8 protein-coding genes are annotated in these 14,120 nt (G+C 65.4%); 6 read left to right on the top strand and 2 right to left on the bottom strand.

The genetic code is table 11. The features are described from left to right. Positions 1 to 261: 261 nt before the first annotated feature. Positions 262 to 4,299, top strand: a complete 4,038-nt coding sequence (locus RHOSA_RS21880; protein WP_051432043.1) for a non-ribosomal peptide synthetase — start codon at positions 262 to 264, stop codon at positions 4,297 to 4,299. Continuing rightward, positions 4,296 to 4,943, top strand: coding sequence for a 4'-phosphopantetheinyl transferase family protein (locus tag RHOSA_RS0110630; RefSeq protein WP_027288650.1), 648 nt, complete (start codon positions 4,296 to 4,298; stop codon positions 4,941 to 4,943). Before RHOSA_RS21880 ends, RHOSA_RS0110630 begins: the two co-directional genes overlap by 4 nt. Here RHOSA_RS0110630 and RHOSA_RS0110625 read toward each other — a convergent pair. Beyond that, complete coding sequence (locus RHOSA_RS0110625; RefSeq protein WP_051432042.1) at positions 4,895 to 5,674, bottom strand: GNAT family N-acetyltransferase; 780 nt, start codon at positions 5,672 to 5,674, stop codon at positions 4,895 to 4,897. The genes RHOSA_RS0110630 and RHOSA_RS0110625 overlap by 49 nt on opposite strands. A 176-nt stretch (positions 5,675 to 5,850) precedes the next feature. Between RHOSA_RS0110625 and RHOSA_RS0110620 the strand changes: the two genes are divergently transcribed. The 4 genes from RHOSA_RS0110620 (at position 5,851) to katG (ending at position 12,515) form a co-directional block, all read left to right on the top strand. After that, positions 5,851 to 6,363 (top strand): RNA polymerase sigma factor, encoded by a 513-nt coding sequence (locus RHOSA_RS0110620; RefSeq protein ID WP_037256077.1) that lies wholly within the window; start codon positions 5,851 to 5,853, stop codon positions 6,361 to 6,363. A 59-nt stretch (positions 6,364 to 6,422) separates the two neighbouring features. Continuing rightward, complete coding sequence (locus RHOSA_RS0110615; protein ID WP_027288647.1) at positions 6,423 to 7,391, top strand: FecR family protein; 969 nt, start codon at positions 6,423 to 6,425, stop codon at positions 7,389 to 7,391. A 154-nt stretch (positions 7,392 to 7,545) separates the two neighbouring features. Continuing rightward, positions 7,546 to 9,951: a TonB-dependent siderophore receptor gene (locus RHOSA_RS0110610; RefSeq protein ID WP_051432041.1), complete on the top strand. Its 2,406-nt coding sequence runs from the start codon at positions 7,546 to 7,548 to the stop codon at positions 9,949 to 9,951. 389 nt (positions 9,952 to 10,340) lie between these two features. Next, complete coding sequence (gene katG, locus RHOSA_RS0110605) at positions 10,341 to 12,515, top strand: catalase/peroxidase HPI (RefSeq protein ID WP_027288645.1); 2,175 nt, start codon at positions 10,341 to 10,343, stop codon at positions 12,513 to 12,515. Positions 12,516 to 13,150: 635 nt separating this feature from the next. On the opposite strand, the gene RHOSA_RS21875 is transcribed toward katG, so the two are convergent. Beyond that, positions 13,151 to 14,104 (bottom strand): nitrilase-related carbon-nitrogen hydrolase, encoded by a 954-nt coding sequence (locus RHOSA_RS21875; protein WP_037256074.1) that lies wholly within the window; start codon positions 14,102 to 14,104, stop codon positions 13,151 to 13,153. Between the last annotated feature and the right edge of the window lie 16 nt (positions 14,105 to 14,120).

Raw genomic sequence — 14,120 nt, 5'->3', positions numbered from 1 at the left:
CTCGCTTCGAGCGTATCCGGCCCCGTTGGCCGGACCTCCCAGGGACGTCGGAGAAGAAATGTGCGGTGGAGCAGCTCTCGGTCGGACACGGCGGGTCTCCTTGCCTTGCTACAGCCTGCACAGAACAAAGACGACCGTGGCCGGGCCTCATTTACCGGCGGTGCAAAAAAATCATCGAGCGCGCTGACAACTCCCCTATCGGCGTCGTCATGAACCGGTGAGAGCCCTGTTCGAGACGCTCACCTCCGGAGGCCGTAACGCGTGACCCGAAACGCTTCCTACGCCCATATCCCCGCCGCCGAGCAGGCCGGTCTTCCCGCAGCCGACGGTGAGGCCCCCGAAACCACCCGCTTTCCCGCCACCCACGAGCAGCGCGCCCATTGGGCCGCGCTCCGCCACGGTGCGGAAACCGGCTCCGCCTATGTCCTGCGGCAAATCACCCTGTCGGAACCGCTCGACTGCACCGCCCTGACCCGCGCCTGTCATTGGTCCCTGGCGCGCCACCCCGCACTTCGCACGCGTTTCGAAAACGCGGCCGGCGGACGGCTGGAACAAGTGGTTATGCCGCCGGAAATGGCCAGCGATCTTTGGAACGCCTCCGCCAACGACGGTCTCGTGGAAATTGACAGCGCCGACGCCCTGTTCGCCGTGCCGCCGGGTCCGGCGACCGGCCTTCTATGGCGTGTCGGCCTCGTGCCTGCTGACCAAGGGGCACAGCTCATCCTCGGTCTCCACCGTCTGATCGCAGACGATACCAGCGCCCGCATCGTCTTAACGGACCTGCTTCAGGCCTACGAAGCGGCGCGCCAAGGCAAGCTGGGCGCGCCCAACGAGGCCCCGGGCTTCGGCTCCTACGCCGCCCGGCACAACCGCTGGCTCGTCTTGCAAGACGAAGCTGCGGACGCCGCCCACTACTGGCAACAGCGTCTTGGCGAGGCGCCGCAGCGTGTCGAACTGCCGACCCGTGGCGTTACCGGTGCCGAGAAGCCCCCGCGCGACCTCGCCAACGATCTGCTGCTCGATCACGCGGACACCGCGCGGCTGGCCCAGATCGCTCAGCGGTGCGATGCCGAACTCGCGGATGCGGTTCTGGCCGCCTTCGCGGTGCTATTGATGCGCTATAGCGGCCAGACCGCGCAGTACATCGTCACCCCCGCAGACGCCCGACCGGCTTCGCTCGGAGCCGGGAACGTCGGCCCCTACACCACAGACCAGGTTCGCCACCTCGATATCGCGCCTGACAGTTCCTTCGAGCACCTCATCCGCACGGTCGCTGCACAGCGCCAGGAGGCGGCCCGTTACGCGGACCTGCCGTTCGAACGTCTGCTGGAAGCGGTCTTTCCGATCCTGGCGCGCGACAACGGAGCCGACTTCGACATCGCGTTCCACCATCTGTCCGAACGGGATTTCCGGTCCGCACATCCCGGGGTCGAGATCGATGTGCCCCCCACGACCGCTCCGCCACAGTTCGGTCTGTGTCTGGAAACACGGGTGCGTCCCGACGGCTGCCTGCGCGGGCGCATTCGCCATCGACCGGATGCGCACGACACCTCGGCCATCGCGTGGATGCGGCGTCATTTCGCCACGCTGCTCGCCGAGGTCGCGCAGGCACCCGAACGAACCATCGCAGAGGTGCGGCTGCTTGATCGCCGTGCGCTCGCATGGCTATCGGCCCCCTGGCCAAGACGGCGGCCGGGCGGCCACGACACCGTGCCGGAGATGATCGCCGCCTGGGCCCGGCACGCCCCGGACCGGACCGCCATCGTTCAGGGTCAAGCCAGCTGGACATACCGCGAGTTGGATGCACGCGCCGACAGGATCGCCAGCGCGCTGCGTGGCCAGCATATTGGCCCCGAGTGCGCCGTCGGCGTTCTGATGCACCGCAGTCCAATCCAGATCGCGGTTCTTCTGGGTATTCTCAGAGCCGGCGGTGGTTTCGTGCCGATGGACCGCGAGCAGCCGCGCGATCGGCTGGCGTATATGCTGGAGGACAGCGCGGCTGCGCTCGTGGTTACCGACGCGGAGTCCATCGATGCCTTGCCCCCATCGTCGAACGTCCCCGCGGTCGCCATCGAGACGCTGGAGATGTACGCGGAAGAAACCGCCAGGCCCCTGACGCCACCGTCCAAAGACCAGCTCGCGTATATCATCTACACCTCGGGATCGACGGGGACGCCCAAGGGCGTGGCGGTGGACCACGGTCCGCTCGCCATGCATTGCCGCGCGACCGCCGACGTTTACGAAATGACCGCGGACTCCCGGGAGCTGCATTTCCTGTCGATGGCCTTCGACGGGGCGCACGAGCGTTGGATGACGCCGCTGGTGATCGGGGCCTGCGTGGTGCTGCGCGATGCCGAGCTATGGAGCGTTGACCAGACGTACGACGCGCTGGTCCGCCATGCGATCACCAATGCCGGCTTCCCGCCCGCCTACCTCGCCCATCTGGCGGACTGGGCGGAGCGGAGCGAAGGACCGCGCCCGCAGCTCGACATGATCTCCTTCGGCGGCGAGGCGATGCCCCGCGAGACGCTTTCCCGGGTACAAAAAAGCCTGGGCGCGCGCCTTCTGATCAACGGTTACGGGCCGACCGAGACGGTCATCTCGCCGATGGTCTGGAAGGCCTATCGCGGCACGGACTGCCCGCAGCCTTACGCACCGATCGGCCGCGCGGTCGGCGACCGCCGCGCGTTCGTGCTCGACGACGCGCTGAGGCCGGTCCCGGTCGGCGTCCCCGGCGAACTCTACATCGCGGGCTCCGGACTGGCCCGTGGCTATCATGGACGGCCGGAGGAAACGCAGCGCCGCTTCCGCAGCAACCCGTTCGGGCGGCCGGGCGCACGGATGTACCGCACCGGCGACCGGGCGCGCTGGCTGAGCGACGGCTCGGTCGAGTTCCTGGGACGCGTCGACAATCAGGTGCAACTCCGTGGCTACCGCGTGGAACTCGGTGAAATAGAAGCCTGCCTGCGCCGTCATCCGGACGTTCTCGAAGCGGCGGTCGCGATAAAGCCGGGTCCAGGCGGGGACTGGCTGGTCGGGTACGCTGTTCCGGCCTCGGGCGCACAGATCGACCACCGCGCGGTTCGGGGATTCCTCGCCGGGGAGCTACCCGACTACATGGTCCCGTCCCGCCTGATTGTTCTCGACCGCATCCCGGTGACCTCAACCGGCAAGACGGACCGGAATGCGCTTCCCGCTCCAGCGGAGGAAGCCGTGGCGCAAAAGATGCCGCCGCGCGACTGGGCGGAAGAGGCCATCGCGGCCACTTGGCGTTCGGTCCTGAATCTCGATGCCGTCGGCATCGACGATGACTTCTTCGAACTGGGAGGCGATTCCCTCACGGCGCTTGCGGTCCTTGCGCAGTTGCGCCAGGACCGCCCGAGTCTGGACATCGGGATCGCCGACGTCTTCAACAATCCCGTCCTGCGCAGCTTTGCCGACATCCTCAAGGACGGCGGCGCACGGGAAAGCGAGGTCGTGCGTCTAAGCCACCAGGGCACGCGTCCGCACCTCTATTGCTTTCCCGGTCTTCTGGTCAGCACCCGCGAATACGTCCGGCTTGTCGAGCACCTGGGCCCGGACCAGCCCGCCACGGGCTTTATCTGTTATTCGCTGACGCAGCCGGAGAAGCCGGACGCCACGGTGGAGGAGATCGCCGAACGCTACGCCAACATCGTCCGGCGCGACCACACGGGCGGGCCATGCGTGCTCCTCGGCTGGTCATGGGGCGGCATTCTGGCCTTCGAGGCCGCCCGGTCCCTGATCGACGAGATCGACATCGCCTTCGTCGGCATGGTCGACGTCGGCGCTCTGGATGCCGATTTCGCGCCGGATGCACCGGTCCTGCTGCCGGAAGACCGGCTGGACGCCCTCGACCGGCGCGTGCGCAAGTGGCTCCCGGCCAGTGGCATGCGCACGGAGTGGGAACAGCTCCTCGACGGTATGGACAGCCATACCTACAGACAGTTCCTCGCCTTCGTGCACAAGTCCGAGGAAGACCTGCCGACGGACGGTCCGGGGGTCGGCACACGCGAGCATACCTTCCGCGTGCTGATCGAGAACGCCCTGATCTTCCGACGCTATGTCATGCGCCCGTTCGATTGTCCAATCCGCGCCTGGATCGCCGACGACACCTTGAACCGCGGCATGAACGTGATCGATTGGCACGAAGTCTCCAACGACGTCCGCAGCGTCGAGATCGTGCGCAACACCACGCATCTGCGAATCATCGGCGCCCCCGCCTTCCACCGACAGTTCGATGCCGCGATGCGCCAACTGACAGAGACGCCGGTCACGTGAGCGCGGCGCTGCAACAGGCGCTTGCGGGCAGCCCGCAGGGGTTCGTCGCCTTTGCCCGAACGGCCGATCTCCAGCTTTATTGGCCGGAGCTTGCGGGGACATGGGATTCCCACCTGCTTGCGCACGCATTCAAAGCCCGCGCTCTAGGCCAGTGGCTGGGGGTCGACCATCGGCATTTGGCGTTCGGACACGGTACATTCGGGCGACCGCTGCTGCAGGGGGATATCCCCTGCGACCTATCGCTGTCGCATGTCGAGATATGGCTGGCGGTCGGTGCCGTCCCGGAGGGGACCATCGGTGTCGACGTACAGAGCGACCGCGTGGATATCCAGTGGCAGGTCCTGGCCGCCAACTTACCGGAGCTCTTCCCCGATCCGACGGCCACTGCCCCTAATCTGCGGAACCGCTGGTGTCATTGCGAATCGCTGGGCAAGGCAACCGGCGCAGGGCTCGCCGGCGGCGTGGAAGCCGGACTCGCCCTGACCTGCCGCGTTGTGGAACTGTCCGACGACACCTCCGGAGCGTGGTGCTGGTCACAGACCGAACCGCCGCGGGTCTGGCTCCTCTCCCGCACTCCGGACAACACGACGTCGGTTCAGGAGCTTGCAGGCAGTTCCAGCAACCAGGGCCGGCAGACCGTTTGAAAACCATGGCTACGATAAAGGGCCTCTGCAGCGGACCCTGCGCCGCACTGTAGGAAGGCGGCCGACGCGCCAGCCTCGTGCGCCACGCGCAAGGCCGCCCTCGTGATGGTTGAAGCGAGCCCCTGTCTGCGCGCGTCGACGCGCGTGGCAACGTTGTAGAGTCCTGCCAGTTCGCCTGTCCTGTAGAGCGAACCGAAGGCGATTGCCGCCCCGTCGCGCAGCACCATGAAATGCCAGGACGCATCGGCGCGTTCGGCGATCCCGCAACGCAAGGCATGAACGTAGTGACGTTCGATGTGCCTGTTCACGGCGACTTCTGATTCGGTTTGGGAAAACCCGTCCAAGAACGCTTCCGGAGGCGGGTCCCCCGCGCTGATACGGACCTCGCTATCGATGGGAGACGGAGGTCCGTTCGCGTGCAGGTCCCGCACCATCCAGGCCGCCTCCACCTCCAGGGCGTAGTCATTGCCGGGCGGCGGCGCCTGACGTGCCATCACGGCCGCGGGCCGCTGGCGCCGCGTGGCGATATGGCGCAGTTCGCCTGGCACCGTCGGATCGGTGTCGACCGCATAATTGAATACCGGATCCGGGATATATCGTGACCACAGATAGCGTCCGCCGCCGGACAGCTCGTCGATACCGTCGCAGTAAACGCCCCGGATACACGCGAGATGCGCGGTAAGCAGCGCATCGAAGTCCCATTCCGTACGCGAAACTCGCGCCACACTCATAAGGCCAGCTCCTTCGCCCGGCTACAGAGTCGCCTGCCGTAGACAAGGACGTTGGGCAGCCGCGATACGACAGTGGGCCACGCACTTGAGGGGAATTGCGTATGCGCTAATTGCGAATGAAGTGCAATTGCGGTAGCTTCCGGAAACCTCTTGGACGGCCACAGATACGATCCCCGATGACCGACCTCGACGCACTGTACAGCGACCATGCAAACACTCTGCGACAGTTCGCCTACCGCCGCACCGGCGATGCCGACATGGCGGCCGATCTCGTGCAGGAGGCCTTCGCAAAATACGCCGCCACGGTCGAGCAGCATGCCGATCGGCCGGCTGTCGAACAGCCGCAGTCGTTTCTGCGGCGTACCATCGTCAATCTGGTGATCGACGGCGTGCGCCGACGCGGACGACGTGGTCGCACACCGCCGATGGACGAGCTTGCCTTCGAGCCCCGCGACCACGCCCCGCTACAGGAGCAGCAGACGGCGGACCGGCAGCATGTCGTCATCCTGCGTTCGGCGCTAGCGGCCCTGCCCGCACGCGAACGCGACGCGCTGATCATGAATCGCGTTCACGGCAAAACGCACGCACAGATTGCGGCCGAGATGAACGTCTCCCCGAGCATGGTCTCGAAGTACATTATGAACGCCCTGCGAAAACTGAAACGACAGTTGCCTGACGCGACCAGCTAGGACACGTTCGTAGAGGGCGGCGGCGCACCGCCACCAAATGGACTTTCGACGAGCACCACGTGTCCGAAGATCGCAAACGATCTGCATCCCCGTCCGACGCGGCTCTCGAACGGGCATTCGAATGGTTGACCCTGCTCAATTCGGGACATGCCCGGAGCGCTGACTGGACCGCCTATCAGGCATGGCGACGCACCAGCCGGGACAACGAGGCTGCGGCGCGTGAAGCCGAATCCCTTTGGGATGCCATTCCCGACGCCTACGGGCAGGCCGCCCATGCCCCTTCGCCAGCCGGGCGCGACAAATCAAGGGGATGGCGGGTTCCCGCGACCGGCGCGCTAGCCGCCGTCGTCGCGGTCATCCTATTGCTGTGGATGCCCGCGCTGGAGCGTCTGCAAGCGGACTATGCGACCGACGTGTCGGAGTTGCGGCAGATTGAGCTGCCGGATACCTCCCGCCTGGTCCTCGACGGCGCCACCGCCGTAAATACCACTTTCACCGGCGACACACGACGCCTGCGGCTGCTCGACGGACGCTTCTATACGCAGGTGGCACCAGACGCCGATCGCCCCTTCACCGTCGATGCAGGCGGGTTGCGCATGACCGCCCTTGGTACGGCCTTCACGGTCACCCGGGCGGGAGACCGGACCAGCTTGGTGGTCGAGGAACACGCGGTTCGCGTGGTCCTGCAGGACCATCCGGGAACGACAGCCCGGACCGTGCATCGCGGCGAAAAGCTGGTCTACACGTCCGGCAAGTCAATGCGGGTGACCCAAGCAGACCTGGCAAACGTTGCTGCGTGGCGTGAACGCTTGCTGGTGTTCCGCTCCAAGCCCCTATCCGCCGTGATTTCAGACCTCAGGCGACATATCTCAGAGCGAATCTGGGTCCTCGACCCGGCCCTTGCGGAGCTGCGTGTGACCGGCTTGATCGACCTGACCCATCCGGATCGCGCCGTCCGGCGGCTTGAGCAGTTGCTGCCGGTCCGGGCCTATCGACTGCCGGGGCTGGTTATCCTGCGCAGCCGCTAAAGCCGTCCCAAAAAGCGGCCGGCCCCACGCATCAGTAAATTTTTTTGGTTTTCTCGCTGTCGTCCCGACGCGCGTCAGCGTCCCTCCTGTGAGCATCAACCGGATCCGCTATCCGGCGGGGGTCACAGAGAAGAGAATTGCAGGGGGACACATCTTGGCACAGCAGACGACACTCTCCACGCGCCGTTCGCTGCGTCACGCTCTACTTGTCGCAACCGCGCTTGCCACCACGGTTCCAGCTGGCGGCGCCATCGCGCAAACGACCGGTGCCGAGCAGGACGACACACAACAGTTCGAGATTCCAGCCGGCGACCTCGGATCGGCGCTGACCCGTTTCAGCCGTCAGACCGGGCTGGAATTCGCCGCACCCGACCGGCTGCTGGCCGGAAAGACCACCGACGGCGTCACCGGCCAATACCCGGTTGATGCCGCCCTCAACCAACTGCTGGCCGGAACCGGCCTCACCTACCGGCGCGAAGACGGCGCGATCCAGCTGGTGGACGTCAACGCGTCCGGCAGCAGTGTGCAGATGGCACCGATCGAGGTCACCGGAGAGGGCCAGTCAGGCAAGGGCCCGGTTGATGGCTACGTAGCCGAGACGACCACGACCGGGACCAAGACCAACACGCCGATCACGGAGATCCCGCAGTCGATCACGGTGATCTCGCGCGAGCAGATCGAGGACCAGGGCGCCAGTTCGGTCGAAGAAGCCTTGCAGTACGCGCCCGGCGTCGTCTCCCAGGGCTATGGCCGCGACCTACGCTTCAACCAGTTCAGCCTGCGCGGCTTCAACGGCACCCAGAACGCGACCTACAGCGACGGGCTACAGCTCGCCAATGGAGATTTCACGCTTGCCCGGCTGGAGCCCTACGGACAGGAGCGGATCGAGATTTTGCGCGGTCCCTCGTCCGTGCTGTTCGGCGACGGCTCACCCGGCGGTGTGGTCAATCTGATCTCCAAGCGGCCGCCGGATACACCGCTTGCCGAGATCGGCGTCGAGTACGGCACCTTCGAATGGAAGCAGGGCAAGTTCGACATCGGCGGTCCGCTTGGCGAGGAGTCTGGCATCTCGGCCCGTCTGACCGGGCTCGTGCGCGATGCCGAAACCATCGTCGACTTCTCGCAGAACGATAAGACCTTCATCGCTCCGGCCTTCCGCTTTGACCTGTCGGACGACACCCACCTGACCCTGCTGAGCAGTTACCAGAAGGAAGAACAGTTCTCCTTCGGCACGCTGCCGATCCAAGGCACGCTGGAGGGCAATCCAAACGGCCAGATCGACCGCGAGTTCTTCGTCGGCGACCCGAACTTCGATACCTTCGAGACCGAACGCGTCAGCGTCGGTTACGAGTTCGAGCACCGTTTCAACGACACCTTCATGGTCCGTCAGAACGTACGTTACGCCGATGTGACGAACGAGCAGGCGGTGCTGTACGGTGCCGGACTGCAGAGTGACCAGCGCACGCTCAACAGAAGCTCCTTCACGGTGGACGACAGCCTCGACGCCTGGAACGTCGATACGCAGGCGCACGCCAATCTGGAGGCCGGACCGACCCGACACCATGTGCTAGCCGGCGTCGACTACCAGCGCCGGGTCGCCGACAACCAGCGTGGGTCTGGCCCTGCCCCCGCCATCGATATCTTCGATCCCAGCTACGGTGTCCAGGTCACCGAGCCGCAGCTCTACCTGGACAACCGGATTACCCAGGACCAGGTCGGTTTCTACCTGCAGGACCAAGTCCACGTCTTCGAGGACGTGATCCTCACGCTGGGCGTCCGGCACGATCGGCTGGATCAAAAGACCGAGGACCATCGGACAAACACCACCACCGACTACGACGCGCAGGAAACGACCTACCGCGCGGGCGTTGGCTACGAGTTCGATGTCGGCGTGACGCCCTATATCAGCTACTCGGAATCCTTCAATCCGGTGATCGGGACGGACAGCAGCGGCGATCCCTTCGAGCCCAAGACGGCCCAACAGTACGAGGCCGGCGTGAAATACGCGCCCACCGGCTACGACGCGCTGTTCACCGCGGCGGTCTACAGCTTGACGGAACAGAACGTCCGCTCCCCCGATCCCAACAACCCCAATCTGACGGTACAGGGCGGCGAAGTGCGCTCGCAGGGCCTCGAACTCAGCGCCCAGGCCGACATCACGGAGTCGCTGAGCGCGCTCGTTTCCTACACCTATACCGACGCCGAGGCGATCGAGGGCACGAGCACCTTGCCCGAAGGCAATACCCCACCGGTGACTCCCGAGCACACGGCCAAGGTCTGGGCCAATTACCGGGTGCCGTCCGGGATGCTCAAAGGCTTCGTCCTGGGCGGCGGCGTGCGCTTCGTGGGCGAATCCCAGGGTGACGGGGCGAACACCATCACCAACCCATCCTACACCCTGGTGGACGCCCGCATCGGCTACCAGTGGGGAGCGTTCGAATTCGGCCTCAACGCCAAGAACCTGCTCGACGACGACTACGTCATCTGCAACGGCGGCGCGACCTCCTGCTCCTATGGTCAGGCCCAACAGGTGCGCGCGAGCGTGACCTACCGTTGGTAAACCACCTGCGCGCGGCGGGAGCGGCCTCGCGGTCGTAACGTTCCCGCCGACAGGGCAGCTCAAACAGATGCTAGCGACAGACCCGCCCCTTCCAGGGGCGGGTCTAATGTGTTCACGCCCCCTTGCGCTTGGACAGCAGTCTCGCGTCCTGCGCCTTTCCTGAACTTGCCCCCGACGTTGGACCAGGCGAGGCGCGAAATCTCGGCTCCATGGTCGCTATCCGACTGTCCGCCGCCTCGTGGCCCGTGAACATGTCGCAGGCTTTTTTTCAGATTGGAATCGCTCTAAATTGCAGTTACAAAATAGGCATTCCCACTTTGGACAGGCCGGGCCGGCCCATCGGCGAGCCGCGACCGAGGCATGATCCAGCGATTCAGAGGAGAACGGTTATGGACGGCGACAGCAGTCCGATGAGCGGCAAATGCCCGGTCATGCACGGCGGCAACACCGAACTGGGCAGTTCGGTGATGTCCTGGTGGCCCAACACGCTGAACCTCGACATCCTGCATCAGCACGACAGCAAGCCGAACCCGATGGGCTCGGACTTCGACTACCACGAAGAGCTGAAGAATCTCGACGTCGCGGCGTTGAAGGCTGACCTCCACGCGCTGATGACCGACAGCCAGACCTGGTGGCCGGCCGATTGGGGCCACTACGGCGGCCTGATGATCCGGATGGCCTGGCACGCCGCCGGCTCCTACCGCCTGGCCGACGGCCGCGGCGGCGGCGGCACCGGCAACCAGCGCTTCGCCCCGCTCAACTCCTGGCCGGACAACGCAAGCCTGGACAAGGCGCGCCGCCTGCTCTGGCCGATCAAGAAGAAGTACGGCAACAGCCTCAGCTGGGCGGACCTGATCATCCTGGCCGGCAACATCGCCTATGAATCGATGGGCCTGAAGACCTTCGGTTTCGGGTTCGGTCGCGAGGACATCTGGCATCCCGAGAAGGACACCTACTGGGGTGCGGAGAAGGAATGGCTGGCCCCCTCTGACGAGCGCTACGCCAACGTCGAGAAGCCGGACACGATGGAGAACCCGCTGGCCGCGGTGCAGATGGGGCTGATCTACGTCAATCCCGAAGGCGTCAACGGCCAGCCCGACCCGCAGAAGACCGCCGACCAGGTCCGCGAGACTTTTGCCCGCATGGCGATGAACGACGAGGAGACGGCGGCCCTGACCGCGGGCGGCCACACCGTCGGCAAGTGCCACGGCAACGGCGACGCGGCCGAGCTCGGCCCGGAGCCCGAGGCGGCGGACGTGGAGAACCAGGGCCTCGGCTGGGCCAACCCGAACCAGCAGGGCCAGGCCAGCAAGGCGGTGACGAGCGGCATCGAGGGCGCCTGGACGGCGCACCCGACCCAGTTCGACCAGGGCTACTTCTCCATGCTGCTCGATCACGAGTGGGAGCTGCGCAAGAGCCCCGCCGGCGCCTGGCAGTGGGAGCCGGTCGAGATCGCGGAAGAGGACAAGCCGGTCGACGCCACGGACCCGTCGATCCGTCATAACCCGATCATGACCGACGCCGACATGGCGATGAAGGTCGACCGGACCTATCGTGACTACATGGAGAAGTTCCGGGCCGACCCCGCGTACTTCCAGGAGACCTTCGCCCGCGCTTGGTTCAAGCTGACCCACCGCGACATGGGTCCAAAGGGGCGCTACTTTGGGCCGGAGGTGCCCGAGGAGGACCTGATCTGGCAGGACCCGGTTCCTGCCGGCCCGACCAACTACGACATCGGCGGGGTCAAGTCGAAGATCGCGGCCTCCGGCCTCTCCATCGAGGAAATGATCGCCACCGCCTGGGACAGCGCCCGCACCTTCCGTCAATCGGACAAGCGCGGCGGTGCCAACGGGGCACGCATCCGCCTGGCCCCGCAGAAGGACTGGGAAGGCAACGAGCCCAAGCGTCTGGCCAGGGTGCTGGGCGTCCTCGAGCCGATCGCCAAAGAAGCCGGTGCGTCGGTTGCCGACGTGATCGTGCTCGCCGGCAACGTCGGCATCGAGCAGGCCGCGAAGGCCGCCGGCTTCGACATCTCGGTGCCGTTCACCCCGGGCCGCGGCGACGCCACGGACGAGATGACCGACGCCGACTCCTTTGAGCCGTTGGAGCCGCTGGCCGATGGCTACCGCAACTGGCTGAAGAAGGAGTACGTGGTCTCGCCCGAGGAGATGCTGCTCGACCGCACGCAGCTCCTTGGCCTGACGGCGCCGGAGATGACCGTGCTGGTCGGCGGCATGCGCGTCCTCGGCACCAACCACGGCGGCACCGCCCACGGCGTCTTCACCGACCGGGTCGGCGCGCTCACCAACGATTTCTTCGTGACGCTGACCGACATGGACTACGAATGGCGCCCGGCCGGCGACGGCCTCTACGAGCTGCGTGATCGCGCCAGCGGCACGGTCAAGTGGACCGCGACCCGTGCGGATCTCGTGTTCGGCTCCAATTCGATCCTGCGCGCCTACTCCGAGGTGTATGCTCAGGACGATAACGCCTGGAAGTTCGTGGAGGACTTCGTGGCGGCCTGGACCAAGGTGATGGACGCCGACCGCTTCGACGTGGCGTAACTGCACCTTTCCAGACGACATTGGCCCCGCGCGGCACACCTGCCGCGCGGGGCCTTTTTCATGGGGACACCTCCGGAAACTGGCTTTCCAGCGAGCCTGATCCAGAGATAACGGCTGCCCAGGTGGGTTGGGCGAATTTTTAACAGCGCGTTGCGGTGTTTTCGGTTCAGCGACCAGAGCTTTTGCTGGATCGGCCGTCATGCAGACATACTTCGCCTGTTGAGCCAACACCATCGCTTCATGTTGTAGGCCATGTTGGCGAGCGAACGGGTGCTCGATCGCCGCGCGGATAGCTGACTTCCGGGCGTTATGGCAAAATCGCCGGGAATCGCGGTTTTCCGCGGTCCTCGAGGGTTAACGGCTGGCGATAATCTTGAAATTTCTGGAGGTTATTCGCAGCTGGCTGGGGCGCCAGGATTTTGAGCGCCAGCTGCCGAAAACCGCGGAAACCCGGACTTCTCTCCGGTTATGCTCCCTGCAGCGCACAGGCGATGCCCGCAGTCAAACGGTACCATCACCTTGGGTTCCTAGATTACGCGCCCAAGAACCCCGAACGACCGTTGTGATATCGCATCATTCCCGCACAACAGCGGGATATGACAGATATCGCCGGCCCAACCCCGCGGCTCACGCGATCACGCCTGGTTATCTGGCTTGTCGCCAGCCCATGCAATGTTGACAGCCGCAGCATTCCAAGCACCGGGCCAGACCTCGGCACCGCCCGCGCGCAACCCAGCCATTTTTGCAAACGGCAAACGGTGTATCAGCAACGGGCCCGCATCATCGCTTTCGGCCATCAACCCCGTCTCCGCTGCGATCCCGACATGCCCAAGCTCGGGCTCGCTTGGCAGGTAAACCGCCGCACCGCCCGTGTTGCCTTCCCGCGGCTTTCCGGTCGCGGCATCTCCGATGCAGCCACATGTGAGCACGGCTGCCTGCAACTCGACCGCCCGGGCCCTGGCGCAGGAATTCACCCTGTGGAAGCCGGCACGCTTCTCGGTCATGGAGGGCACCAGCAAGAGGTCCGGCGCATGCGGCGCCAGCTTGGCGGAGAGCGCCGGCAGTTCGACGTCGAGACAGATCGCAATAGCAACCGTCAGACCGCGCCAGCGCACCAACGTCAGTGTATGGCCGACCGTAAGCTGCCAAGCCAGCGGATCCTTCTCACCCGGCGTCAGACAGAGCTTGTCCTGTGCGTGGATGGTGCCATCCGGTAGGATCAGCCAGGCGCGGTTGACCTCCGCTGGAGCATCTGCGGACGCTTCGTCCAGACGCCATGGCATGGTTCCAGCGAGCAGCGCCATGCCATGCTTCGCCGCCAAAGGCCGCACTGCGTCCAAGGCCTTCGGCGCCTGATCAGCCATCCAGGGGACTTCCCGATCCGGCGACAAGTCCGGCGGCGCGAACGAGAGCCACTGCGCGCTTGCGTACTCCGGCATCACGAACAGGTCTGCCCCCTGCCCGCATGCTTCAGCCATCTGCGCATCAACCGCAGCAGCCCATGCGTCGATCCCATTCAGCGGGCGCGCGAGATTGGTGGCCCAGAGGGCGATCGTGAGATCCGCGGGCTCTTTTGGCGCGTCTGACATCGATGGGCTCGCGTTC

This window comes from Rhodovibrio salinarum DSM 9154 (assembly GCF_000515255.1).
Lineage (GTDB): Bacteria > Pseudomonadota > Alphaproteobacteria > Kiloniellales > Rhodovibrionaceae > Rhodovibrio > Rhodovibrio salinarum.
This window is presented reverse-complemented; position numbering and strand designations above follow the sequence as displayed.